21 protein-coding genes are annotated in these 23,131 nt (G+C 72.9%); 7 read left to right on the forward strand and 14 right to left on the reverse strand.

Annotated features, from left to right (window positions below; translation table 11 throughout):
* Positions 1–95: 95 nt before the first annotated feature.
* Both ACWDR0_RS28880 and ACWDR0_RS28885 read right to left on the reverse strand, forming a co-directional pair.
* Positions 96–1,640 carry an MFS transporter gene (locus ACWDR0_RS28880; protein WP_456354731.1) on the reverse strand — a complete coding sequence of 515 codons (1,545 nt, stop codon included), beginning with the start codon at positions 1,638–1,640 and terminating at the stop codon, positions 96–98.
* A complete protein-coding gene (locus ACWDR0_RS28885; protein WP_456354732.1) occupies positions 1,637–2,191 on the reverse strand; it encodes a TetR/AcrR family transcriptional regulator in 555 nt (184 codons plus the stop codon). Before ACWDR0_RS28885 ends, ACWDR0_RS28880 begins: the two co-directional genes overlap by 4 nt.
* An 84-nt stretch (positions 2,192–2,275) precedes the next feature.
* On the opposite strand from ACWDR0_RS28885, the gene ACWDR0_RS28890 reads away from it, so the two are divergent.
* Positions 2,276–2,782 carry an HAD domain-containing protein gene (locus tag ACWDR0_RS28890; RefSeq protein ID WP_456354733.1) on the forward strand — a complete coding sequence of 169 codons (507 nt, stop codon included), beginning with the start codon at positions 2,276–2,278 and terminating at the stop codon, positions 2,780–2,782.
* A gap of 39 nt (positions 2,783–2,821) precedes the next feature.
* On the opposite strand, the gene argH is transcribed toward ACWDR0_RS28890, so the two are convergent.
* Both argH and ACWDR0_RS28900 read right to left on the reverse strand, forming a co-directional pair.
* Positions 2,822–4,249 (reverse strand): argininosuccinate lyase, encoded by a 1,428-nt coding sequence (argH, locus tag ACWDR0_RS28895; RefSeq protein ID WP_456354734.1) that lies wholly within the window; start codon positions 4,247–4,249, stop codon positions 2,822–2,824.
* A gap of 74 nt (positions 4,250–4,323) precedes the next feature.
* Positions 4,324–5,520 carry an argininosuccinate synthase gene (locus ACWDR0_RS28900; protein WP_456354735.1) on the reverse strand — a complete coding sequence of 399 codons (1,197 nt, stop codon included), beginning with the start codon at positions 5,518–5,520 and terminating at the stop codon, positions 4,324–4,326.
* A 146-nt stretch (positions 5,521–5,666) separates the two neighbouring features.
* Here ACWDR0_RS28900 and ACWDR0_RS28905 point away from each other — a divergent pair, with 146 nt between their 5' ends.
* Positions 5,667–6,530: a L,D-transpeptidase family protein gene (locus tag ACWDR0_RS28905; RefSeq protein WP_456354736.1), complete on the forward strand. Its 864-nt coding sequence runs from the start codon at positions 5,667–5,669 to the stop codon at positions 6,528–6,530.
* A gap of 64 nt (positions 6,531–6,594) precedes the next feature.
* Here the strand turns inward: ACWDR0_RS28905 and ACWDR0_RS28910 are convergent, their stop codons facing one another.
* From ACWDR0_RS28910 to ACWDR0_RS28935, 6 genes are all read right to left on the reverse strand, one after another.
* Positions 6,595–7,116, reverse strand: coding sequence for an arginine repressor (locus tag ACWDR0_RS28910; RefSeq protein WP_040916808.1), 522 nt, complete (start codon positions 7,114–7,116; stop codon positions 6,595–6,597).
* A gap of 85 nt (positions 7,117–7,201) precedes the next feature.
* Positions 7,202–8,392, reverse strand: coding sequence for an acetylornithine transaminase (locus ACWDR0_RS28915; RefSeq protein WP_456354737.1), 1,191 nt, complete (start codon positions 8,390–8,392; stop codon positions 7,202–7,204).
* Entirely contained in the window at positions 8,389–9,321 is a 933-nt protein-coding gene (argB, locus tag ACWDR0_RS28920; RefSeq protein WP_456354738.1) for an acetylglutamate kinase, read from the reverse strand. The genes ACWDR0_RS28915 and argB overlap by 4 nt, the downstream gene beginning before the upstream one ends.
* Complete coding sequence (argJ, locus tag ACWDR0_RS28925; RefSeq protein ID WP_456354739.1) at positions 9,318–10,469, reverse strand: bifunctional glutamate N-acetyltransferase/amino-acid acetyltransferase ArgJ; 1,152 nt, start codon at positions 10,467–10,469, stop codon at positions 9,318–9,320. The genes argB and argJ overlap by 4 nt, the downstream gene beginning before the upstream one ends.
* A 73-nt stretch (positions 10,470–10,542) precedes the next feature.
* The gene (gene argC / locus ACWDR0_RS28930; protein WP_456354740.1) at positions 10,543–11,571 is read right to left on the reverse strand and encodes an N-acetyl-gamma-glutamyl-phosphate reductase; all 1,029 of its coding nucleotides are present in this window, start codon (positions 11,569–11,571) and stop codon (positions 10,543–10,545) included.
* A gap of 176 nt (positions 11,572–11,747) precedes the next feature.
* Positions 11,748–12,812, reverse strand: a complete 1,065-nt coding sequence (locus ACWDR0_RS28935) for a hypothetical protein (RefSeq protein ID WP_456354741.1) — start codon at positions 12,810–12,812, stop codon at positions 11,748–11,750.
* 172 nt (positions 12,813–12,984) lie between these two features.
* Here ACWDR0_RS28935 and ACWDR0_RS28940 point away from each other — a divergent pair, with 172 nt between their 5' ends.
* A complete protein-coding gene (locus ACWDR0_RS28940; protein WP_456354742.1) occupies positions 12,985–13,941 on the forward strand; it encodes a GlxA family transcriptional regulator in 957 nt (318 codons plus the stop codon).
* A 106-nt stretch (positions 13,942–14,047) separates the two neighbouring features.
* Positions 14,048–15,046: a type I glyceraldehyde-3-phosphate dehydrogenase gene (gap, locus tag ACWDR0_RS28945; protein WP_456354743.1), complete on the forward strand. Its 999-nt coding sequence runs from the start codon at positions 14,048–14,050 to the stop codon at positions 15,044–15,046.
* A gap of 42 nt (positions 15,047–15,088) precedes the next feature.
* Here gap and ACWDR0_RS28950 read toward each other — a convergent pair whose 3' ends face one another.
* Positions 15,089–16,606 carry a hypothetical protein gene (locus ACWDR0_RS28950; RefSeq protein ID WP_456354744.1) on the reverse strand — a complete coding sequence of 506 codons (1,518 nt, stop codon included), beginning with the start codon at positions 16,604–16,606 and terminating at the stop codon, positions 15,089–15,091.
* A 496-nt stretch (positions 16,607–17,102) separates the two neighbouring features.
* Between ACWDR0_RS28950 and ACWDR0_RS28955 the strand changes: the two genes are divergently transcribed.
* Positions 17,103–17,744, forward strand: coding sequence for a beta-glucanase (locus ACWDR0_RS28955; protein WP_456354754.1), 642 nt, complete (start codon positions 17,103–17,105; stop codon positions 17,742–17,744).
* A 21-nt stretch (positions 17,745–17,765) separates the two neighbouring features.
* Here ACWDR0_RS28955 and ACWDR0_RS28960 read toward each other — a convergent pair whose 3' ends face one another.
* The gene (locus tag ACWDR0_RS28960) at positions 17,766–18,281 is read right to left on the reverse strand and encodes a hypothetical protein (protein ID WP_456354745.1); all 516 of its coding nucleotides are present in this window, start codon (positions 18,279–18,281) and stop codon (positions 17,766–17,768) included.
* 24 nt (positions 18,282–18,305) lie between these two features.
* Positions 18,306–19,646 (reverse strand): MFS transporter, encoded by a 1,341-nt coding sequence (locus ACWDR0_RS28965; protein ID WP_456354746.1) that lies wholly within the window; start codon positions 19,644–19,646, stop codon positions 18,306–18,308.
* A 65-nt stretch (positions 19,647–19,711) separates the two neighbouring features.
* On the opposite strand from ACWDR0_RS28965, the gene ACWDR0_RS28970 reads away from it, so the two are divergent.
* Positions 19,712–20,356 carry a CGNR zinc finger domain-containing protein gene (locus tag ACWDR0_RS28970; RefSeq protein WP_456354747.1) on the forward strand — a complete coding sequence of 215 codons (645 nt, stop codon included), beginning with the start codon at positions 19,712–19,714 and terminating at the stop codon, positions 20,354–20,356.
* A 182-nt stretch (positions 20,357–20,538) separates the two neighbouring features.
* On the opposite strand, the gene ACWDR0_RS28975 is transcribed toward ACWDR0_RS28970, so the two are convergent.
* Entirely contained in the window at positions 20,539–21,975 is a 1,437-nt protein-coding gene (locus ACWDR0_RS28975; protein ID WP_456354748.1) for an aminotransferase-like domain-containing protein, read from the reverse strand.
* Between ACWDR0_RS28975 and ACWDR0_RS28980 the strand changes: the two genes are divergently transcribed.
* Positions 21,974–22,921 carry a DMT family transporter gene (locus ACWDR0_RS28980; RefSeq protein ID WP_456354749.1) on the forward strand — a complete coding sequence of 316 codons (948 nt, stop codon included), beginning with the start codon at positions 21,974–21,976 and terminating at the stop codon, positions 22,919–22,921. The genes ACWDR0_RS28975 and ACWDR0_RS28980 overlap by 2 nt on opposite strands.
* Positions 22,922–23,131: the final 210 nt, after the last annotated feature.

The following is a 23,131-nucleotide window of genomic DNA, read 5'->3' on the forward strand; positions in this document are numbered from 1 at the left end:
GGGGGTTCCGGCCCGGCTCCGTCGTATGCGGGCCGGGGCGGCCGGTGACGTACGGCCGCGCCAGGGCGTCACGGGTGCTCGGCGCCGCTACCGCGTCACGGGTGCTCGGCGCCGTCCTCGAGCTTCTGGCCCCGCAGCAGGAACCAGGCCGCGACGGCGGTCGCGAACAGCACCGCGGAACCGACCGCGCCGGCCAGATGGAAGCCGTCGGTGAAGGCGTCCCGGGCGGCGTCCAGCAGCCGCGCGCCCTGCTCCGGCGGGAGCGCCGACGCGGCTTCCGCCGCCCCGCCCAGGGACTCCCGGGCCTCGGCGGCCGTATCCGCGGGCACCCCGGCGGGCACGGCGAAGCCGCGGTACACACCGGTCATGACCGACCCGAGGACGGCGATACCGAGGGCGGCACCCAGCTCGTACGCGGTCTCCGACACCGCCGACGCGGCACCGGCCTGCTCCTTGGGCACGCTGGAGAGGATCACGTCCGCCGTGACGGTGAACGCGAAGCCCGCGCCGAGACCGCCGACGAACAGGGCGGCCCCGATGGCCGGGGCACCGGTCGCGGCGCTCAGCACCGTACAGCCCGCGAGGGCCGCGCCGACCGCCGCCAGACCACCGGAGACGGTGCCCCGGACCGAGAACCTCCGGGCGACGAAACCGGCCAGCAGACCCGCGCCGACGGCTCCGACGGCCGCGGGGAGTTCGATCAGCCCGGCCTCCAGCGGGGACCGGCCCTGGACCAGCTGGAGGAACTGCGACAGGAAGAAGACCAGCCCGGAGAGGCCGAGGATGGTCAGCAGATCCGCCAGTACGGCACCGGAGAAGCCCCGGTTGCGGAAGAGCCGGACGTCCAGCAGCGGCGACGGCAGGGTGAGCTGGCGGCGGACGAACCACACCAGGGCCGTCGCGCCGAGGGTTCCGGCCAGGAGCGCGCCCGCGCCGAAGCCGTACACCGCCAGCTCCTTGACCGCATAGACCACGGCGACCAGACCGACGAGCGAGAGGACCACGCTGATCGGGTCCCAGGGGCCCGGGTCGGGGTTCCGGGACTCCGGCAGCAGTTTTATACCGACCAGGACCAGCAGCGCCATCACCGGCAGGTTGATCAGGAAGACCGAACCCCACCAGAAGCTCTCCAGCAGCGCACCGCCGACCACCGGGCCGACCGCGGCACCGGCGGAGGCCGCCGCGCCCCAGATGCCGACCGCGATACTGCGCTCCCGGGGGTCGTGGAAGAGGTTCCGGATCAGCGCCAGCGTGGACGGCATCAGGGTCGCACCGGCGACACCCAGCAGGGCCCGGGCGAGAATCATCATCTCGGGGCTGGTGGCATAGGCGTTGAGGACGGAGACCGCGCCGAACGCGACCGCACCCGTCAGCAGAAGCTTCTTCCGGCCGATCCGGTCGCCCAGACTGCCCATGGTGATCAGCAGACCGGCGATCACAAAGGAGTAGACGTCACCGATCCACAGCAACTGGGTGCCCGTGGGCCGGAGATCCTCGCTGAGGTACGGTGTGGCGAGACCGAGTACGGTGGCGTCGACCGCCACCAGCAGGACGGCCAGCACCAGGACGCTCAGAGCGACCCAGCGGCCGGGGGCCTTGACGGTCTCCTCCGGCTTCGTCAGTGAGACGGTCCCGGTCATTTCTCCGCATCCCGTCGCAGGATGCCGCCGAACAGCAGTTCAGTGATCATCAAGGTGTAGTCACGGGCCGCCGTTCTGCCGGACTGCATGGCCCAGGCGGCCGAGCCGATCAGGCCGAGGAAGGCCTCGGTAATCCAGACCGCCGTGAGGTCGATCCGGAACACCCCCTCCTGCTGGCCCCGTTTCACCAGGTCCACGATGCGGTCCTCCAGCCGCTGCCAGCCTTCGTGGACGTCCTCGCCCTCGAACAGCTGGTTCTCGGTGACCAGGAACGCCAGCAGCGGGGCGCAGCGCTCCGATTCGGCGATCAGCCTGCGGAGCGCGTCGGCGGCGCTGTCCTCGTCCAGCCGCGCGGCCGTGATGGCCGCCTCCAGCTCCCGCAGCCCGAAGTCCTCCAGGGCCCGGATCAGGCTGTCCCGCCCGGCGAAGTGCCGGTGCAGGGTGGCCCGCCCGATGCCCGCCCCGCGGGCGACCTCGTCCATCGTCGCGCTGCCCTTGCGGGAGAGAAGGGCAGCCGCGGACCGCAGTACCTGCTCACGATCAACCGTCATGAGACAAGGATAACCGATATGAGACATCAACGTCTCAACAGAAAATCCGGTGCCCCACGTGGGGCCCTTCGGAAGGATGCCTGGATGAAGCCACTGCTGCTACTCGATGTCGACGGCCCGCTGAATCCCTACGGGGGCAAGCCCGAGCGCCGCCCGGAGGGGTACGGGACGCATCGGATGCGGCCGGAGGGCTGGCACGGGAGCAAGCCGCTGCGGGTCTGGCTCAATCCGGACCACGGCCGGGAGCTGCTGGCCCTCGCGGACCGCTATGAGCTGGTGTGGGCGACGACCTGGAAGGGGGAGGCCAATCACTGGATATCCCCGCCACTGGGCCTGCCGGAGCTGCCGTTTATCGACTGGCCGGTTATGCATGGGGCGGCGCCTTATGGCACTTTCTGGAAGACCCAGTACATCCTCGACTATGCGGCGGGCCGGCCCTTTGCCTGGCTGGACGACGATATCGGCGCACTGGACCGGGAGTTCGTGGCCCGTAACCACCTCGCCGCCGCCCTGCTGCTCCATGTCGATCACCGGATCGGGCTGACCCGACCGGATTTTCAGGCTCTGGAGGAGTGGGCGGCGGCGCTGTAGAAAGCGGCCCCGGGACAGGCCCTGGGGGAAGGTCCGGGGCTACCGCTTGGCGGTGGCCCAGGCATGCTGGGTCAGCAGATCGGCCTTGACCTCGGCCAGCTGGACCGCGACCGCCGAGGGCGCGGTGCCGCCCCGGCCGTTACGGGAGGCAAGGGCGCCGGAGACCTGGAGCACGGTCCGGACATCCGGTGTCAGATGCTCGGAGATCTTGGCGAACTGCTCGTCGGAGAGCTGGTCCAGCTCGATGCCCTGCGCCTCGCACTCCTTGACGCACTCCCCCGCGACCTCATGGGCGACCCGGAACGGCACGCCCTGCCGCACCAGCCACTCCGCGATATCGGTGGCCAGGGAGAATCCGGCGGGGGCCAGCTCCTCCATCCGCTCACGGTGGACCGTGAGGGTGGCCATCATCCCCGTGAACGCGGGCAGCAGGACCTCAAGGGTGTCGCAGGAGTCGAAGACCGGCTCCTTGTCCTCCTGGAGGTCGCGGTTGTAGGCGAGGGGCAGCGCCTTGAGGGTGGCCATCAGTCCGGTGAGATTGCCGATGAGCCGGCCGGACTTGCCACGGGCCAGTTCGGCGATGTCCGGGTTCTTCTTCTGCGGCATGATCGAGGAGCCGGTGGAGAAGGCGTCATGGAGAGTGACGAAGGAGAACTCCTTCGTGTTCCAGATGATGATCTCTTCGGCGATCCGGGAGAGATTGATGCCGGCCATCGCGGTGATAAAGGCGAACTCGGCGACGAAGTCCCGGGAGGCGGTGCCGTCGATGGAGTTTCCGGCGGAGCCCCGCTCGAAGCCGAGGTCCGCGGCGACGGCCTCGGGGTCGAGGCCCAGGGAGGAGCCCGCCAGGGCGCCCGAGCCGTAGGGCGAGACGGCGGTCCGCTCGTCCCACTGCCGCAGCCGCTCGGCGTCCCGGGAGAGGGACTGCACATGGGCGAGGACATGGTGGGCGAAGAGCACCGGCTGGGCGTGCTGGAGATGGGTGCGGCCCGGCATGGCGACATCGGGGTGGGCCTCGGCCAGACCCACCAGCGCGTCCTGGAGTTCGGCGAGCAGTCCGCCGATGATCCGGGCATGGTCGCGGAGGTACATCCGGAAGAGGGTGGCCACCTGGTCGTTCCGGGAGCGGCCGGCCCGCAGCTTGCCGCCCAGGTCGGGGCCGAGGCGCTCCAGCAGCCCCCGCTCCAGCGCGGTGTGCACATCCTCGTCGGCGATGGTTCCGACGAAGGAGCCGTCGGCGACATCCGCCTCCAGCTGGTCGAGTCCGGCGATCATCCGGGTGAGCTCGTCGCGGGTGAGCAGCCCCGCCTTGTGCAGGACCCGGGCATGCGCCCGGGATCCGGCGATGTCATAGGGCGCCAGTCGCCAGTCGAAGTGAACGGACGCGGACAGCTTGGCCAGGGCCTCGGCCGGACCGTCGGCGAACCGGCCGCCCCAGAGCCGGACATCACCGTTGTTGCTGCTCACAGCTTGAGCTCCTCTGACGAGTGGCGGGGCCACCGCCTCCCCGGAGAGAGGGGAGGCGGGGCCGGGTGGAACGGTCAGGCGTTCAGGTCACGCCGGGCGGCGATCTTCGCCGAGAGGCTGAAGATCTCGATAAAGCCCTGGGCCTTCGACTGGTCGAAGGTGTCACCGGTGTCATAGGTGGCGAGGTTGAAGTCGTAGAGCGACTCTTCGGACTTCCGGCCGGTGACCACGGCACGGCCGCCGTGGAGGGTCATCCGGATATCGCCCGTCACATGCTGGTTGGCCTCGTTGATAAAGCCGTCCAGCGCGCGCTTCAGCGGGGAGAACCAGAGGCCGTCGTAGACCAGCTCGCCCCAGCGCTGCTCGACCTGCCGCTTGTAACGGGCCAGCTCGCGCTCGACGGTGACGTTCTCCAGCTCCTGGTGGGCGGTGATCAGCGCGATGGCGCCGGGAGCCTCGTAGACCTCACGGGACTTGATGCCCACCAAGCGGTCTTCGACGATGTCGATCCGGCCGATGCCCTGGGCGCCGGCCCGCTCGTTGAGCTGCTGGATCGCCTGGAGGACGGTGACCGGCTTGCCGTCGATGGCGACCGGGACACCCTCCTTGAAGGAGATGACGACCTCGTCGGCCTCGCGCGGTTCGGCGGGGTTGGAGGTGTACTCGTAGATGTCCTCGATCGGCGCGTTCCAGATGTCTTCCAGGAAGCCGGTCTCGACGGCGCGGCCGAAGACGTTCTGGTCGATGGAGTACGGGGACTTCTTGCTGGTGGCGATCGGGAGCTGCTTCGCCTCGGAGAAGGCGATCGCCTTGTCCCGGGTCATCGCGTAGTCACGGACCGGCGCAATGCACTTGAGGTCGGGCCCGAGCGCGGTGATCCCGGCCTCGAAGCGCACCTGGTCGTTGCCCTTGCCGGTGCAGCCGTGGGCGACGATGCCGGCGTTGTGCTTGCGGGCGGCGGCGACCAGGTGCTTGACGATGGTGGGCCGGGAGAGGGCCGAGACCAGCGGGTAGCGGTCCATGTAGAGGGCGTTGGCCTTGATCGCCGGAAGGCAGTACTCGTCGGCGAACTCGTCCCGCGCGTCGGCCACCTCGGCCTCGACCGCGCCGCAGGCGAGCGCCCGCTTGCGGATGACGTCGAGGTCCTCGCCGCCCTGGCCGACGTCGACGGCGACCGCGATGACCTCCGCGCCCGTCTCCTCGGCGATCCAGCCGATGGCGACGGACGTGTCCAGACCGCCCGAATAGGCGAGTACGACGCGCTCGGACACGGGCTTCTCCTTAACGATGCATTCGGTGATGGCATAAGTATGCATGATCCCGTATGTTTCGTCAACGCCCCCGTTCGGCGGAGCGCGGACCCGGACGGACCGGCCCCGGGCGCGGGGCCGCCGCGCGGTGCCTACGGTCGGGAGACATGCGACTCCGCCTCCTTCCGGCCGCCGTCCTGCTGCTGTTCGCGGCCGGGGCGGCCGCCTTCGCGCCCCCTCCGGCCCCGGCGGGGCCCGGCTCCGTACCCCGGCCCGCCGCCGTACCGGCACCGTCCGTACCGGCACCCACCGAACCCGCACCGTCCGAACCCCCGCCGTCCGAACCCCCGCCGTCCGAACCCCCGCCGTCCGAACCCGTACCGCCGGATCCGGCGCCGGAGGCCCCGCTGCCGGAGCGGATGGCGGACACCGGCGGCGGTTCGCAGCTGATCACCGCGGTGGCCCCGGACACGGGCGCCACGACGGGCCGGGTGGTGTGGTGGGACCGCGGGGCCGACGGCCGTTGGACGGAGACGGGCTCGGCGCCCGCGCGGTTCGGGGCGAACGGTCTGGTGGCGGGCGGGGCGCGGGTGCAGGGCACCTCGACCACCCCGGTCGGCCTCTACGATCTGCCGTACGCCTTCGGTATCGCGCCGGCGCCGGAGGGGACCGGGTATCCGTTCCGGGCGGTGACGGACCGGTCCTACTGGTGTCAGGACAACGACTCCACCGAGTACAACCGCTGGGTGGAGGGCCTGCCGGCGGACTGCCGGGCGGCAGAGTCGGAACGCATGATCGACTACGGCGTCCAGTACACGCACGGTCTGGTGGTGGGCTTCAACTACGACCGGCCGGTGCGCGGCCGGGGGGCCGGGATCTTCCTCCATGTGAACGGGGCGGGTCCGACGGCGGGCTGTGTCTCGGTCCCGGCCGATGCGATGGCGCGGATCCTGGTCTGGGCCGATCCCGCGCGGCAGCCGCATATCGCCATCGGAACGGAGTCGGGGCCCACGGCCGTCGCACGCGGGTGAGCGTGCGGCGGCCGTGGGCCCCGTCCGGCTTCGGCGGACCGTAGCGGTCCGTGGCGGACCGCGGTCAGCGGGCTCCCTGGGCGAGCCTGAGCAGATGGTCGGCGAGCGCCTGGCCGCCGACCGGGTCCCGGCTGATGAGCATCAGGGTGTCGTCTCCGGCGATGGTGCCGAGGATGTCGTGCAGTTCCGCCTGGTCGATGGCGGAGGCGAGGAACTGCGCCGCTCCGGGCGGGGTGCGGAGCACGACCAGATTGGCCGAGGCTTCGGCGGAGATCAGCAGTTCGCCGGAGAGCCGGCGCATCCGCTCCTCCTTGGCGGACTCCCCCAGGGGCGCCTGGGGGGTCCGGAAGCCGCCCTCGCTGGGGACCGCGTAGATCAGCTCACCACCGGTGTTGCGGATCTTCACGGCGCCCAGTTCGTCAAGGTCCCGGGAGAGCGTCGCCTGGGTGACGCTGAGCCCGTTGTCGGCGAGCAGCTTGGCAAGCTGGCTCTGGGAACGCACCGGCTGGCGGTTGAGGATGTCCACGATCCGCCGGTGGCGGGCCATCCGGGTCTGCGGCACCGCGGGACCGCCGGCCTCCGCCATCTGTGCCGCTACCGCGGCGGCCTGGGCATCGCGTGCGTCCCGGTCGTCCTGTGCCGCACTGTCTCGCGCCTCGGTCATCGTCGACTCATTCCCCGTTCCGTCCTTCCGCCTCGTCCAGAATGCCGGGCAGTGCCTGGAGGAGGGCGTCCACAGCCTCCTCTCCGATGGTCAGTGGCGGCATCAGCCGTACGACATCGGGGGCGGGCGCATTGACCAGGAACCCGGCGCCCTGAGCCGCCTTCTGCACCTGGGGCGCGAGGGGCTCGTTGAGCACGATACCCAGCAGCAGTCCGGCACCGCGGACATGGGACACCCGAGGGTCGTTCAGCGTTTCGATCCCGTGGCGGATCCTCTCACCGAGCCGCTTGACCTCGTCGAGGAGTCCTCCGGCCGCGATGGTGTCGAGGACGGCGAGTCCGGCGGCGCAGGCGACGGGGTTGCCGCCGAAGGTGGTGCCGTGCTGGCCGGGCTTCAGCAGGTCGGTGGCGGGGCCGAAGACCAGGGTGGCGCCGAGGGGCAGTCCGCCGCCGAGTGCCTTGGCGAGGGTGACCACATCGGCCTCGACGCCTTCCGCCTGGGCGGCGAACCAGTGACCGGTACGGCCGATGCCGGTCTGTACCTCGTCGAGGACCAGGAGCGTGCCGGTGGCCCGGGTGATCTCACGCGCCTCGGTGAGATAGCCCTTCGGCGGGGTCACCACACCGTTCTCGCCCTGGATGGGCTCGATGACCACCAGGGCGGTGTCCTCGGTGACGGCGGCACGCAGGGCTTCCGCGTCGCCGTACGGCACATGGGTGACTTCGCCGGGCAGCGGCCGGAAGGGCTCCTGTTTGGCGGGCTGGCCGGTGAGTGCGAGGGCGCCCATGGTGCGGCCGTGGAAGCCGCCGTGGGTGGCGACCATCCGGTGGCGGCCGGTGAGACGGCCGATTTTGAAGGCGGCCTCGTTGGCCTCGGCGCCCGAGTTGCAGAAGAAGACCCGGCCAGGGCGGCCGGACAGCTGGATCAGCCGTTCGGCGAGGGCGACGGTGGGTTCGGCGATAAAGAGGTTGGAGATATGGCCGAGGGCGGCGATCTGGCGGCTGACGGCCTCGACGACGGCGGGGTGGCCGTGGCCGAGGGCATTGACCGCGATACCGCCCACGAAGTCGGTGTAGGTCCGGCCGTCGGCGTCCCGGACGGTGGCACCCTCGCCGTGGACGAGGGCGACTCCGGGGGTGCCGTAGTTGTCGGTCATGACGTCCTGCCACCGCCGGACGTTCTGCTGGTTGGTCGTCATACGGCTGTCTCCCCCTGGGTCCCCGGGGTGCCGGGGGCCGTCGGTCCGTCGGGCAGGACCATCGTGCCGATGCCTTCGTCGGTGAAGATCTCCAGCAGGATGGAGTGCGGTACGCGGCCGTCGATGACGCGTGCCGTGTGGACACCGTTGCGTACGGCGTGGAGGCAGCCCTCCATCTTGGGGACCATGCCGCTGGAGAGCGAGGGCAGGAGCTTCTCCAGTTCGGTGGCGGTGAGCCGGCTGATGACCTCGTCGCTGTTGGGCCAGTCCTCGTAGAGGCCCTCGACGTCGGTGAGGACCATCAGGGTCTCCGCGTCCAGCGCCGCAGCGAGTGCCGCAGCCGCCGTATCAGCATTGACGTTGTAGACATGTCCGTCGTCCTCTGCGCGGGCGATCGACGAGACGACGGGGATCCGGCCGTTCTCCAGGAGGGCTTCGACGACCCCGGTGTCGATCGCGCTGATCTCACCGACCCGCCCGATGTCGACGAGTTCGCCGTCTATGGAGGGCCGGTGCTTGGTGGCGGTGATGGTGTGGGCGTCCTCGCCGGTGATACCGACGGCGAGCGGCCCGTGCTCGTTGAGCAGCCCGACCAGTTCGCGCTGCACCTGGCCGGCGAGGACCATCCGGACGACGTCCATGGCCTCGGGGGTGGTGACGCGCAGTCCGGCCTTGAATTCGCTGTCGATGCCCTGGAGGTCGAGCTGGGCACTGATCTGGGGTCCGCCGCCGTGGACGACGACGGGCCTGAGTCCGGCGTGGTGGAGGAAGACGACGTCCTGGGCGAAGGCGGCCTTGAGGTCTTCGTCGACCATGGCGTTGCCGCCGAATTTGATGACGACGGTCTTCCCGTGGTGCCGGGTCAGCCAGGGCAGGGCCTCGATGAGGGTCCGGGCCTTGGGGAGCGCGGTGTGCTTCCGGGTGCTCATGAGCTGTACGCGCTGTTCTCGTGGACGTAGTCGGCGGTGAGGTCGTTGGTCCAGATCACGGCCGACTCGGAGCCGGCGGAGAGGTCGGCGGTGATGCCGACTTCACGGAAGCGCATGTCGACGAGTTCACGGTCCTCGCCGAAGGAGCCGTTCTTGCAGACCCAGACGCCGTTGATGGCGACATTGAGCCGGTCGGGTTCGAAGGCGGCGCCGGTGGTGCCGATGGCGGAGAGCACCCGGCCCCAGTTGGGGTCCTCGCCGTGGATGGCGCATTTGAGAAGGTTGTTCCGGGCGATGGACCGGCCGACCTCGACGGCGTCGGCCTCGGTGGCGGCGCCGATGACCTCGATGCGGATGTCCTTGGAAGCCCCTTCGGCGTCGCCGACGAGCTGGCGGGCGAGATCGTCGCAGACGGAGCGCACTCCGGCGGCGAAGTCCTCGTATCCGGGGGTGGTGCCGGAGGCGCCGGAGCCGAGCAGCAGCACGGTGTCGTTGGTGGACATACAGCCGTCGGAGTCGACCCGGTCGAAGGTGGTCCGGGTGGCGTCGCGCAGGGCGCGGTCGAGGGTGGCGGAGTCCAGGTCGGCGTCGGTGGTGAGGACGACGAGCATGGTGGCGAGCCCGGGGGCGAGCATTCCGGCGCCCTTGGCCATCCCGCCGACGGTCCAGCCGTCGCCCCGGTGGACGGCGGTCTTGTGGACCGTGTCGGTGGTCTTGATGGCAATGGCGGCCTTGTCGCCGCCGTCCTCGCTGAGCTGGGCGGCCGCGGTGTCGAGGCCGGGCAGCAGCTTGTCCATGGGCAGCAGGGTGCCGATCAGGCCGGTGGAGGCCACGGCGATCTCTCCGGCGCTCTGTCCGAGGACCTCGGCGGCCTTCTCGGCGGTGGCGTGGGTGTCCTGGAAGCCCTGGGGGCCGGTGCAGGCGTTGGCCCCGCCCGAGTTGAGGACGACGGCCGTGACGGCGCCGCCCTTGAGGACCTGCTCGGACCAGAGCACGGGAGCGGCCTTGACGCGGTTGGCGGTGAAGACTCCGGCGGCGGTGCGGCGGGGTCCGGTGTTGACGACGAGAGCCAGGTCGGGATTGCCGTTCTGTTTGATTCCTGCCGCGATACCCGCGGCAGTGAATCCTTGAGCTGCGGTGACGCTCACTGGGTCTCCTCTGTGGCGGCGGTGGCCGCGGATGCGTTCCTGGATGCGCTGTCCGGTGCGGTGGCGCTGGTCCTCATGGGGCGACGCCGATCGTGGAGAGCCCGGTCCCCTCGGGGAGCCCGAGCGCGATGTTCATGCTCTGGACGGCGCCGCCCGCGGTGCCCTTGGTGAGGTTGTCGATGGCGCTGATGGCGATGATCCGGCCCGCGGCCTCGTCGAGAGCGACCTGGACCTGGACCGCGTTGGAGCCGTAGACGGAGGCGGTCGCGGGCCACTGCCCCTCGGGAAGCAAGTGGACGAAGGGCTCGTCGGCGAACGCCTTCCCGTAGGCCGCGCGGACGTCGGCGGCGCTGGTGCCGGGAAGCGCTCTGACGGAGCAGGTGGCGAGGATGCCCCGGGCCATGGGGGCCAGGGTGGGTGTGAAGGAGACCGTCACCGGCCGCCCCGCGACGGCGCCGAGGTTCTGGATCATCTCGGGGGTGTGCCGGTGGCCGCCGCCCACGCCGTACGGGCTCATCGAGCCCATGACCTCGGATCCCAGCAGATGCGGCTTGGGCGCCTTGCCGGCACCCGAGGTGCCCGACGCGGCGGTGATCACGGCCTCGGGCTCGGCCAGCCCCGCCGCGTACGCCGGGAAGAGCGCGAGCGTCACCGCGGTCGGATAGCACCCGGGCACCGCGATCCGGCGGGCCCCGGCGAGCTTCTGCCGGGCCCCGGGCAGCTCCGGCAGCCCGTAGGGCCAGGTCCCCGCATGCGCGGAGCCGTAGAACTTCTCCCAGTCGGCGGCGGACTCCAGCCGGAAGTCGGCACCCATGTCGACCACGAGCGCCGCGTCGCCCAGCTGTTCCGCGACGGCGGCGGACTGTCCGTGCGGCAGCGCCAGGAAGACCACGTCGTGCCCCGCGAGCACCTCGGCCGTCGTCTCCTCCAGCACCCGGCCGGCCAGCGGCATGAGGTGCGGCTGGAGCGAACCGAGCGCCTGCCCGGCGTTCGAATGCGCCGTGAGGGCACCCACCTCGACACCGGGATGCGCGAGCAGCAGCCTGAGCAGCTCCCCGCCCGCATATCCGCTCGCGCCCGCCACTGCGACACGTACCACCATCGAACCCTCCTTGCCGATGGCATGACTATACGCAGTGCCGAACTTTTATGCAATCACCCCAATGGCCGACAGCCGGTCCGCGCGGTGGAGCCGCCGCCGGGCATCCGCGCCCGGCGGCGGACCGTAAGGGAGGGGGACGGCCCGTGACGCCGGGCCGGCGGCCGGCGGGGAGTGCGTCAGGACCGCGTCGCGGTTCCGCACTCGTCTTCGGTGGACCCGCCCTGCCCGACCGGCGAGCTGCGGTCGTACGGATCGACCTCCGTGCCGGACGCGACCGCCGGGCGGTCGGTCCCGAAGGGCGGGTTGAAGTAGCCCGTGGGGGTGCCGCAGCCGCCGTTGGTCATGTCGTACTTGTGCGACACGATCGAGAAGGTGCCCGGTTTGGTGATCACCTTGCCGGGGTCGTCCCAGCTCAGGACCAGCTCGCGCCGGACGATGGTGCGGACGATTTCGCCATCGCTCTCCCGGGCCCGGGTGACCGGGTAGACGTAGGTGACATCGGCGGTCACCCGGAGTGCGCCTCGTTCGCCCTCGCGGTAGGTGAGCCGGCCCCGGGTCTTCACGACATCGCCGACCAGCCGGGTACGGGAAGGCTCGAAGCGGCTGAAGAGCAGGAGGGGGTCGTTCTTCGCGCTCGGGGTCCGGAAGCCGGTACTCAGCAGGTTCCGGACGTCCTTCTGATACGGGTTGATCAGCGCGATCGCCTGCTCGGGGCGTTCCCCGCGCAGCACCCGGCGGTCCAGGCCGGACGCGACGAGGAAGTCCCGGCTGCGGGCGAGGGCCCGTTCGACCTCGGCCGCGTTCATCCAGCCGACGGCCCCGGCCTTCGGCACGGTGATTCCCGCCGCTCCGTCCGCCCAGGCCGCCGCCGGCGAGCCGCGGAACGGCTCGTCCGCGGTGGGGCGCTGGGCCGCCTCGGCCGGGGGTATCCGGGGCGACGAGTCGGTGCCGTCGAACAGGTTCACCACCCGGTCCGGTACGAGCGCCACCACCAGCAGCAGCACCGCGGCCAGCAGCCCGGCCAGATACCAGCCGGTACGGCGCTTCGGCCGCGCGGGCGTGTAGGTGCGCCAGCCCTCCTGACCGCGGGCAGGCTCCGCGCGCAGCCGCCGTGTCACGTCGCGGGCGCGCGCCGACGGCTCCTTCGGTGCGCCGGCGGCACCCGCCACCGACTCGCGCAGAAACCGCTCCCACTCCTCGTCGGACCTGGACGAGCCGTCCGGCTCCGTACCCGCACCCATCCTCGAACCCCCCTGTTGATCATCGTTGCACGGCCCGCTCTCCGGGGCGCGCCCGCATGATCGCACAGGGAACCGACGGCGGCTCCGGGCGGGCGAACGGTCCCGCGCCGGCCCGGCCGGCCGGCCGAAGTGCCCGGTCAGGGCTGCCGCACCCCGGCGTACCCTCTCTTCCGTGTCCGCCTCCCGTCTGCACCGTGTCGCCGTTCTCGTCCTGGAGGGCGCGAAGCCGCTGGACGTCGGCATTCCGGCGCAGGTCTTCACGACCCGCGCGAGCATGCCGTACGAGGTACGGGTCTGCGGGGCGGCGCCCGGTCGTGTGGCCGGGGGCGACGGGCTGTCGTACGACGTCGCCCACGGGCTGTCCGCGCTGGAGTGGGCCGATATCGTCTTCGTCCCCGGATACCGGTTCCCGGGCCGCGACGATCCGCCGCGGGCGGTCGTCGACGCCCTGGTCGCCGCCCATGACCGGGGTGCGCGGCTCGCCGCCATCTCGACGGGGGCGTTCGCGCTGGCCGCCACGGGTCTGCTCGACGGGAAGCGCGCCACGACGCACTGGCACTACGCGCGGGCCCTCGCGGCGAAGTATCCGCTGGTCCGGGTCGACGAGAACGTCCTCTTCGTCGACGAGGGCACGGTGCTGACATCGGCCGGCGCGGCCTCGGGCATCGACCTGTGCCTCCATGTCCTCCGGGGCGACCTCGGCGTCGCCGCGTCGAACCACGCGGCCCGGCGTCTGGTCGCGGCCCCGTACCGGAGCGGCGGCCAGGCGCAGTACGTGCCGCGGAGCCTGCCCGAGCCGCTGGGCGAGCGGTTCGCCGCGACCCGCGAGTGGGCGCTGCACCGGCTGGCCGAGCCCCTCACGCTGGAACGGCTCGCCCGGCACGCCGCCGTATCGCCGCGTACCTTCTCGCGGCGCTTCGCCGAGGACACGGGGTACACGCCGATGGAGTGGGTGATGCGCGCCCGTATCGACCTCGCCCGTGAGCTGCTCGAACGATCGGACCGGCAGGTCGAGCGGATCGCCGCCGACACCGGGCTGGGGACGGGCGCGAATCTGCGGCTGCACTTCCACCGCGTCCTCGGCACGACGCCCACCGAGTACCGGCGGACCTTCACCCGGGGCGAGTGACGCCCTCCCGCCGCCTGGCGCGATCCTTGTGAACCCTGGCGATCGCGCCGCTGTCACGGGCGGAGGCGGCGGGCGACAGTGAGGGGGAACCGAAGGGACACCTCTCATGACACGCATCGCCATCAACGGATTCGGCCGCATCGGACGCAATGTGCTGCGTGCGCTGCTGGAACGCGACAGCGACCTGGAGATCGTCGCGGTCAACGACCTGACGGAGCCCGCCGTCCTGGCCCGGCTGCTCGCCTTCGACTCGACGGCGGGCCGGCTGGGCCGCCCGGTGTCCGTGGACGGCGACACCCTCGTCGTCGACGGCCGCCGTATCGCGGTGCTCGCCGAGCGCGACCCGGTGCAGCTGCCGTGGGCGGCGCTCGGCGTGGACATCGTGCTGGAGGCGACCGGCCGTTTCACCTCGGCCGCGGCCGCCCGCGCCCATCTCGTGGCCGGCGCCCGGAAGGTCCTGGTCGGCGCGCCGTCCGAGGGTGCCGATGTGACGCTGGCGTACGGGGTCAATACGGACGCGTACGACCCGGACCGGCACACGATCGTCTCGAACGCCTCCTGCACCACCAACGCCCTGGCGCCGCTGGCCGCGGTGCTCGACGGCCTGGCGGGCATCGAGCACGGCTTCATGACGACGGTGCACGCCTACACGCAGGAGCAGAACCTCCAGGACGGCCCGCATCGCGACGCGCGCCGTGCCCGGGCGGCCGCCGTCAACATCGTGCCGACCACGACGGGCGCCGCCAAGGCGATCGGGCTCGTCCTGCCGGGCCTGGACGGCAGGTTGTCGGGCGACTCCATCCGGGTGCCGGTCCCGGTGGGTTCGATCGTCGAGCTCAATACGACCGTCACCCGGGCCGTGACGCGCGACGAGGTGCTCGCGGCGTACCGGGCCGCGGCGGAGGGGCCGCTCGCGGGCATCCTGGAGTACTCGGACGACCCGCTCGTCTCGTCCGACATCACGGGCAACCCCGCCTCGTCGGTCTTCGACTCGGAGCTGACCCGGGTGGACGGCAACCGTGTGAAGGTGGTCGCCTGGTACGACAACGAGTGGGGTTTCTCCCACCGTGTGATCGACACGCTGGAACTCCTCGCCGGGCGCTGACCGGTGGCGGGGCGGGGCGGCGCGGCTCCCGGGAGCTGGTTCCTACCTGCGGGGCACCAGGTCGTACATCACGGCGCGGGGCAGGGACGGGTTGGCCGCCGCGGCTTCCGCCACCTGGGGGTCGGTGTCGGTGAGCAGCTCCGCGACGCGGTGCGGCGGAAGGGCCGGATGAGCGGCGGCCAGGGGGCGCGCCCCGTCGTCCGCCAGGCAGTTGAGCAGCGCCGGGCCCGTCGCGCGGGGGTGCCGGGCGATTTCGCGGAGCGCTTTCCGTACGGGCGGTTCCTGCCGGGTCAGGTCCTCCAGCAGCGCGCGGGGCGCGTCCGGGTTGGCGGCCACCCCGGCACTGACCCGGGCTCCGTGCCGGCCGGTCATGGCGCGCAGTTGCGCTTCGGAGAGACCGGGGTGCGAAGCGACGGACGTCACCACCTTCGCGTCGGGATCGACGGCCAGCCGGTCACGGATTCCGGCCGGCAGGTCACGTCTCCGGGCCACGAGCATGCGGACGGCGGGCTCCGGTGACCCGGCCAGTTCCGCGGTCTCGGCGGGAGTGGCGGCGGCGATCCGCGGGAGCAGGACCGGGCCGATCCTGACGGCACCGGCCAGCCGGACCAGCACGTCGAGCGGCACCCGCGGATGATGGGCGAGCCTGCGCCGCACATCGTGGCCGCGGTCCTCAGCGAGAACGCGGATCAGCGCCTCGCCGACCGCGGGATTGCCGGCGAGGTCGGCCCGGACACCGGGATACGGGTCGGAGGCGAGCCGTCCGGCTGTCTCCGGCGGCAGGTCGGCCCGGGCCGCGAGGGCCGTGCGGAGCAGCGGTGAGGGGTGGTCGGCGAAGCCGGCGACGGCGTCGGTGGGGGTGGCCGGGTTCTCCAGTGCCATCAGCTGTATCCCGTGCACGGTGGACTCGTGGGTGCCGTCGCAGGAGTCGCCGGGCAGCAGCTCGCACGCCTGCCGGGGACAGTGCGGGTCGTGTACGAACGGAGTCTCCTCGCGGTCGCAGACCCGGCATCGCCGGGGCGGGGGGAGGCCCTCGCCGGTGAGCAGTGCCGCCAGCAGAGGCGGAGGGGTGACCGGGTTGGCCGCTGCCGCACGGCGGACATCGGCGTGCGGATGCCCGGCCAGTGCCGCGGCGGTTTCGGCCGGAGCCCGCGGGGCGAGCTCCGCGACGACCCTCACGTCCGTGTCCGCGGCGAGCAACTCCACCACATCGGGCGGGAGTCCGGGGCAGGCCGCCAACTCCTCCCGGTGTTCGGCGGCCGGGTCCACCGCGAGGAGGCGGGCCCATTCCGGTCTTCCGGCGTGTTGGGAGAGGAGAGCGAGGGCGGCGCGCGGCTGAGCCGCGGGGTCGATGTCGGCGGTGGTCAGCCGGCCGTTGTACGCGAGCCGTACGGTGCTCTCCCCGACGCGCGCCGCCAGGGCGACCGCCTGGGCACGGCCGAGGTCCGCGCGGCAGGCGAGGTCGTCGGCCAGGTCCGCGTCCGCGCGTTCGATCAGCCGGTCGACCAGTTCGGGCGGCAGGGCGGGGTTGGCCGCCAGCCCGGACAGAAGGTGATGCACAGCGGCATCCTGCCCGGGCCGGGGCCGGAGCGCCCGCGGTTTTCGGGGTGGTGGGCGGGGCGGGGCCTCGCGGGCCGGGCGCCGGGGTGGCGCCCGCGCGGGGCCGGGTAGAGCAGCGGGAACAGCAGGTGCCCCGCGGTCCTGCGGTGGATGAGGACCCGGCGGCCGCACGGGGCCGGGGCCGGCCGCCGGTCGTCCGGAGCGGGGCGCGGGGCGGGGCGCGGGGCGGTCTCGGCCGTCTCTTCGGATCTTGCCGGGCCGCGCTGTCCGCGGTCGGCCGGGCCCGGCTCTCCGGACCGCGAACCATCGCCCTGTGTCACCAATTCGTGTCATTGCGTGAGCACTTCGGCATGGGTCGTGCGGAGGCGGGCAGAACCCGGACCGGGGAGGGTTCGACTGTTTGTACGGGAGGTGCGCGGTGCTGGTCGACGGTTTCAGCAGGTTGAGGCGGTGGTGGCCGCTGCCGGGCGGTGACGGCGGCCCGGGTGGCGGCGAGGTGGTCTTCACGGCGGACTTCGCCTCGACCACCCAGTGGGTGGCGGGGCGTTCCTGGGCCTATCCGGGGGGCGGCCCGGAGAACCCCGGGGACAACAAGCTGGATCATCTGGTGGAGGATCCGGCGTACAGCAGAGGCGGAGTGTTCCGGGCGACCCGGCGGGAGGACGGGAAGTGGGACGCGGGCCTGCTCACGACGGAAGGCAGCGAGCAGGGCTTCATGGTGCGCGCCGGCGATGTGCTGGAGGCGCGGGTGCGGCTGCCGGAGGAAATCGGGGCCTGGCCGGCGATCTGGACCTGGCGCGACGGCGACCAGGAGATCGACGTCTTCGAGTACCACCCGGACAATCCGGATCTGCTGGAGCTGTCGAACCGGGTCCGGGGCGGCCACCGCTACTACCGGGATCCGGCGATCGAACCGGGCGGCTGGGTGGATTTCACGGTGGAGCTGGGTGCGCGTTCGGTGGTGTGGTGGGTGAACGGCCGGCGGGTGTTCGCCGACTACCGGGGGGTGGGCAGACGCTGGCAGGCGTATCTCATCGTCAACCTCTCGGTCTGCGCCGGGCGTTACCACCCGGCACCCGACCCGGCCGTCTCGGAGATGTCGTACGAGGTGGAGAGGCTGGTGATCCGGCGGAGCTGACGGGAGCGGCGGGGCGGCGGGTCAGCTCTCGACGGTGACCCGGACCGGGGTGCCGTCCGCCGCGAAGTGCACGGCGGGCCAGTAACCGTCCGGCATCCGTCCGCCCGTGTCCTGGTAGTGGAGGGCGAAGCCGCCATCGGGGCTGACGACGAGGTCGCTGGGGTGCATCGCCGTGGTGAACTCGGCGCGGTCCTCGTCGGTGTCGGAGGGGTCCGCTCCCCACTCCCAGAGATGCTCGACGGCGGTACGGCGGACCGCGCCGAAGTCGGCGAGCAGATTCCGCACCCTGAGCAGCAGCCCGGTGACGGACGGAAGCGGCGGGGAGGGGGCGGTGCCGGGGCCCGTGCCGGGAGCGGGTTTCGCGGCGGAGCCGGGCGGGGTGCCGGTGTCCGTGTCGGTGCCGGTGTCCGTGCCCCTGTCCGTGCCCCTGTCTGTGTCTGTGTCCGTGTCTGTGTCGAACGAGACCACCAGGTCCCGGCCGTCCGGGAGGCGGACCGTGGCCCATCCGGTGTCGGTGAAGTCGTCGGCGCCGAGCATGGGTTCCTCCCGGGCGGATGGTGGTCAGGGCCGCCGTGCGACGGTCCCGTCTTCGCATTCTTCCGTCCCGACCGTACGCTCCGGCACCGCCCTCCCCAGGGCGCTGCCGCGGCGGTGGTGGAAGAGCGTGAGGACGGCGAGCGGCTGGAGCGCCGCGGCGGTCAGCAGGGCAAGGGTGAGGGAGTGGGCGGCGAGTGGTCCGGCGGCGGCCGCGCCCACGGCGAAGCCGGTGATCTTCAGGCTGGCCCCGGTGGTGAAGATCCGGCCGCGCAGGCGTACCGGTGATTCCCGGTGCCGGATCGCGAAGACCGCCGTGAGCTGCGGTCCTTCGCCCGCGCCCAGCAGGACGGCACCGGCGACGACGGCGAGGGGGTGGGGCAGGGACAGCAGGGTCAGGGCGACGGCGAGTACGGCCGTACTCGCCCCCAGGACCGTCTCGGGGCGCGGGCGGTTCCGGCGGCGGGCCTGCAGGGCGTTGGCGGTGAGGGCGGCGGCCGCGACGACGGCGAGCAGCAGGGTTCCCCCGGTGGCGGAGCCGAACGCCCGCTCTCCGAGGAGCGGCGCGCAGGCCAGGAAGGTGCCCTGGCCGACGCAGGAGACGACCGAGGCGGTGGTGGCACGGGCCAACGGGCCGGTGCGCGCGATCGCCCGGAATCCGTCGGCGACTTCCTCGCCGACGGACCGGAGGGAGAGCGTGGAACGGGACAGGTGGGCGGCGCCTTGGAGAGGGGCCGTCCCGGCGCGGGTGCGGCCGGGACCGCCGGGGCCGTAGCGGGGTCCGCCGGAACCCGGGAGGGCGAGGGCCGCCGGGAGGGCCATGGCGACCAGGGCCGCGGCGGCCGCGACCGCGGTGTTCGCGCCCGCGAGCAGGGCGGCGCCTCCGGCGAGCACGGGGCCGGTGAGCCCGGCGGCGTTGAAGGTCATCGCGTCCAGCGCGTTGGCGCGGTCGAGCCTGCCGGGCGGTGTGATCCGGGGCAGCTGGGAGGTCCAGCCGCCCGCGACGGCGGGGGCGAGGAATCCGGCGAGCACGGCGACCGCGAGGGTGAGGCCGAGGGGCGCGCGGCCCAGGCAGAGGAGGATCACCAGCAGGGCGAGGGCGTATCCGCCGAGCGCCCCGGCGAGCAGCCGGCCGGGCCGGGCGGAGCGGTCCAGCAGGGTGCCGAGGAGCGGGCCGCCCGCCGCCGCGGCGACCGTGACGGCCGAGAGAAGGGCGGACGCGGCGACGGCGGAGCCGGTGGCGGCAAGACCGGCGAGGACCAGTGCGGGGCCGGACATCTCGTCGCCGGTGCGGGCGGCCGCCGCTCCGGCCGTGTACCGCGCGAGCCCGTACGGGGGCCGCTCACTGTCTCCGTAACGCTTCAGCATTCCCGGCACGTTACGCAGGTAACTCAAATGTTCACCAGATGCGTTACATGCGATACGTTCTCCGTATGGTCCCGGCAGACACCCCCGCAACCGTTCCGGCAGGCGGAAACCGGCGCGATGCCTGGTCGGCCCGGCACTCGGTGGCGGCGGTCGCCGCCCGTACCGCGGCACTCGTCAACGCGCTGTCCGGCCCCGGGGATCCGGCGCCGGACGGGGTGGCCGCCGTGCTGCGCGCCCACGGGGAGCGGGTGGACGAGCTGTCCGCCCGGGATATCACCGAGCTGCGGGAGGCCGCCGCGAGACTGCGCCCGGTATTCGCGGCCGGGGACACCGACACCGCCGCCGGACGGCTCAACGCCCTGCTGCCGCTGAGCACCGGCCCGCTCCGGCTGACGTCGCACGGCGGGGAGTCGCCCTGGCACCCCCACCTCGACGGCGACGACGACGCGCCCTGGGGCGAATGGCTGCTGGCCTCCTCCTCGCTGGCCCTCACGGTCCTGGTCTGGGACCGCCAGCGCCCGCCCGGCGGCGTCTGCGCCTCCCCCGCGTGCGAGCGGGTCTTCCTGGCCCAGGGCAGCGGCCCCGTACGCCGCTACTGCTCCCGCCGCTGCGCGACACGGGAACGGGTCGCGGCCCACCGGCGCGCCGGGCGGATCGGCCCGGGCAAGGCCGACGGCGCCTCCCCCGCTCGGTCCGGACGCCCCGGCTGACCTCCGGCGCCCGGCGGGCTCCGCAGGGCCCGGGGCGGGGCGGGGCCGGAGCAGCCGTACGGGGGCGACCCCGTATGAGCGCCCGGGCGGCGGCGCGGGGCACGGCGTGGCGGGCGTACGGCGTCCCCGGCCTCCGCCGGTGCGGCGGCCGTGCGGGACCGGACGGAACCCGGGTGGGACCCTCAGGTCCGGATTTCCTCGAAGGCGGTACGGAGACGGCGTACGCCCTCCGTGAGGTCCGCCGTGGACGCGACGGCCGCGAAGCTCAGCCGGAGGTATCCGGCCGGGGGCTCCGCGCAGTAGTAGGGCCGTCCGGCGGTCACCGCCACGCCCGCGCGCAGCGCCGCCGCGTGCAGGGCGGGTTCGCCGGTGCCGTCGGGCAGCCGGAGCCAGAGGTGGTGGCCGCCGTGGGGGACGGACGGCAGGGCGAGTTCGGGCAGGGCACCGGTGACGGCAGCAACCAGCGCGGTGCGGCGTTCCCTCAGCGCGGCGGCGACGGTCCGCAGATGGCGGTTCCAGGCCGGTGCACCAACCAGTTCGAGGGTGGCTTCCTGGAGGGGGCGGGCGACGAAGAAGCTGTCCACGACATGGATGGCCCGCAGCCGTTCGAGAACGGGGCCGCGGGCCGCGAGCATGCCGACGCGGAGGCTCGGGGAGCAGACCTTCGTCAGCGAACCGACATGGACGACGACCCCGTCGGGGTCGTCTGCGGCCAGGGGGCGCGGCAGCGGGGGCGCGTCCTCGTGGACGAGACGGCGGGCGAAGTCGTCCTCGACGACGAAGGCCCCGGCGGCGCGGGCGATCCTCAGCACCTCGGGCCGCCGGTCCGGGTGGAGCACCGCGCCGGTCGGGTTCTGGAAGAGGGGCTGGCAGACGAAGACCCGGGCGCCGGTGGCCTCGAAGGCCGCGGCGAGGAGTTCGGTGCGGACGCCGTCCGCGTCGGCCGGTACGGGCACGGGCCGCAGTCCGGCCGCGCGGGCGATGGCGAGAAGGCCGGGGTAGGTCGGGGACTCGACGAGCACCGGGGCACCGGGCGGGGCGAGGGCCCGCAGGGCGGTGGTGAGCGCGGACTGGCCGCCGGCCGTGACGAGGACGTCGGCGGCGGTCAGCGGTGCGCCGATGCCCCGCGCGAACCACTCCCGCAGCTCGGGCAGCCCGTCCGTGGGCGGCCGCCCCCAGGCGCCGGGGCGGCGTCCGGCACGGGCGAGCGCGGCGGCCATGGCGTGCTCGGGCTGGAGGGAGGGGTGGAGATAGCCGCCGTTGAGTTCGACGGTGCCCGCCGGGGGCGCGGCGAGGGTGGCAAGGACGCCGGAGGCGTCGACCGACCGCGGTACGGATTCGGCGGCGCCGGCGGCGCTCAGGCTCACCTCCTGCCAGGAGGTGTCACCGGCGGGCGGCGGCCCGGCGGGCCGTTCGGCGCGGAAGGCCCCCGCTCCGGGGCGGGTGACGACGAGCCCTTCGGCGGCCAGCCGGGCGAGGGCCCGGGTGACCGTCACCGGCGAGACCCGGTAGCGCTCGACCAGTGCACGACTCGATGGCAGCTTTCCACCTGACGAGTAGCGGTTCACCTCATTTCGCAAAGCATTCGCCAGCTCGACAACGCTGCTACTCTCATTCATGAGAGCACAGAATAGCGCTATCCGTACCACGCCGATAGCAGTCGGCACCCGGACCACCGGGCCCGCCGCCACGGGCCGGGGACCGGCCGGCGCCCGGTCCGGTACGGCACTCGCGACCGCCGGTGTCGTCGCCTTCTCCCTCACCTTTCCGTCCACCGTCTGGGGCCTGGAGTCCTTCGGCGTCTGGTCCCTGGTGTCGCTGCGCAGTGTGCTCGCGGCGCTGGTCGCCGGCGGTTTCCTGCTGGCGCTCCGCGTTCCGCTGCCGGAACGGCGGCACTGGGGCTCGCTGCTGGTGGTCGCGGGCGGTGTCGTGGTCGGCTATCCGCTGCTGACGAGCCTCGCGCTCCAGTCGTCCACCACGTCCCACGCGGCCGTGGTGGTGGGCCTGCTGCCGCTGACGACCGCGGTCTTCGCCGCCCGGCGCACCGGCCGCCGCCCGTCCCGCACCTTCTGGGCGGCCGCGCTGGCCGGGGCGGCCGTGGTGATCGTCTTCACGGTGGCGCAGAGCGGCGGCGCGCTGCAGGCCGCGGACCTGTATCTCTTCGGCGCGCTGCTGGTGTGCGCGGCCGGGTACACGGAGGGCGGCCGGCTGGCCGCGGAGCTGCCGGGCTGGCAGGTGATCGGCTGGGCCCTGATCCTCTGCCTGCCGCTCGCGGTCGCGGGCTCGGCGGTGGCGCTGGCGTACGAGCCGGTGGAGCTGACCGCGCGGGGCCTGGCCGGGCTGCTCTGGGTGGCCTGCGGCTCGACCTTCTTCGGCCTGTACGTCTGGTACCGGGGCATGGCGGCGATCGGGATCCCCCGGGCGAGCCAGTTGCAGCTGGCGCAGCCGCTGCTGACGCTGGTCTGGTCGGTGGCCCTGCTGGACGAGGATCTGTCGGCGGCGGCGCCGGTGGCCGCGGCGGCCGTACTGGTCTGCATCGCGGTGACCCAGCGGGCCCGCGCCTGAGGGGCCCGCATCCGGAAACCGGCGCCGCGTCCGGAGACGGGGAAGGCCGGGACGGGGGGCAGACCGGGGACGGGGGCAGACCGGAGCCCGTACCGCCGGGCACCGGGCGGGGGTCCGGACTCCCGGACCCGTACCACCGAAGCCCGGCCCCCCGCCCGGGCGGCCCGGCGGCAAAGGTGCGGTGCCGGAGGGCGGCCGTAGACTCGGAAG

The sequence above is a fragment of the Streptomyces sp. NPDC003691 genome (genome assembly GCF_053981115.1).

Coding starts and splice junctions, on each gene's coding strand:
- ACWDR0_RS28880 (WP_456354731.1), bottom strand. CDS start 1,640: ATGACCGGGACCGTCTCACTGACGAAGCCGGAGGAGACCGTCAAGGCC.
- ACWDR0_RS28885 (WP_456354732.1), bottom strand. CDS start 2,191: ATGACGGTTGATCGTGAGCAGGTACTGCGGTCCGCGGCTGCCCTTCTC.
- ACWDR0_RS28890 (WP_456354733.1), top strand. CDS start 2,276: ATGAAGCCACTGCTGCTACTCGATGTCGACGGCCCGCTGAATCCCTAC.
- ACWDR0_RS28905 (WP_456354736.1), top strand. CDS start 5,667: ATGCGACTCCGCCTCCTTCCGGCCGCCGTCCTGCTGCTGTTCGCGGCC.
- ACWDR0_RS28910 (WP_040916808.1), bottom strand. CDS start 7,116: ATGGCGGAGGCCGGCGGTCCCGCGGTGCCGCAGACCCGGATGGCCCGC.
- ACWDR0_RS28915 (WP_456354737.1), bottom strand. CDS start 8,392: ATGACGACCAACCAGCAGAACGTCCGGCGGTGGCAGGACGTCATGACC.
- argB (WP_456354738.1), bottom strand. CDS start 9,321: ATGAGCACCCGGAAGCACACCGCGCTCCCCAAGGCCCGGACCCTCATC.
- argC (WP_456354740.1), bottom strand. CDS start 11,571: ATGGTGGTACGTGTCGCAGTGGCGGGCGCGAGCGGATATGCGGGCGGG.
- ACWDR0_RS28935 (WP_456354741.1), bottom strand. CDS start 12,812: ATGGGTGCGGGTACGGAGCCGGACGGCTCGTCCAGGTCCGACGAGGAG.
- gap (WP_456354743.1), top strand. CDS start 14,048: ATGACACGCATCGCCATCAACGGATTCGGCCGCATCGGACGCAATGTG.
- ACWDR0_RS28960 (WP_456354745.1), bottom strand. CDS start 18,281: ATGCTCGGCGCCGACGACTTCACCGACACCGGATGGGCCACGGTCCGC.
- ACWDR0_RS28965 (WP_456354746.1), bottom strand. CDS start 19,646: ATGCTGAAGCGTTACGGAGACAGTGAGCGGCCCCCGTACGGGCTCGCG.
- ACWDR0_RS28970 (WP_456354747.1), top strand. CDS start 19,712: ATGGTCCCGGCAGACACCCCCGCAACCGTTCCGGCAGGCGGAAACCGG.
- ACWDR0_RS28980 (WP_456354749.1), top strand. CDS start 21,974: ATGAGAGCACAGAATAGCGCTATCCGTACCACGCCGATAGCAGTCGGC.
- ACWDR0_RS28975 (WP_456354748.1), bottom strand. CDS start 21,975: ATGAATGAGAGTAGCAGCGTTGTCGAGCTGGCGAATGCTTTGCGAAAT.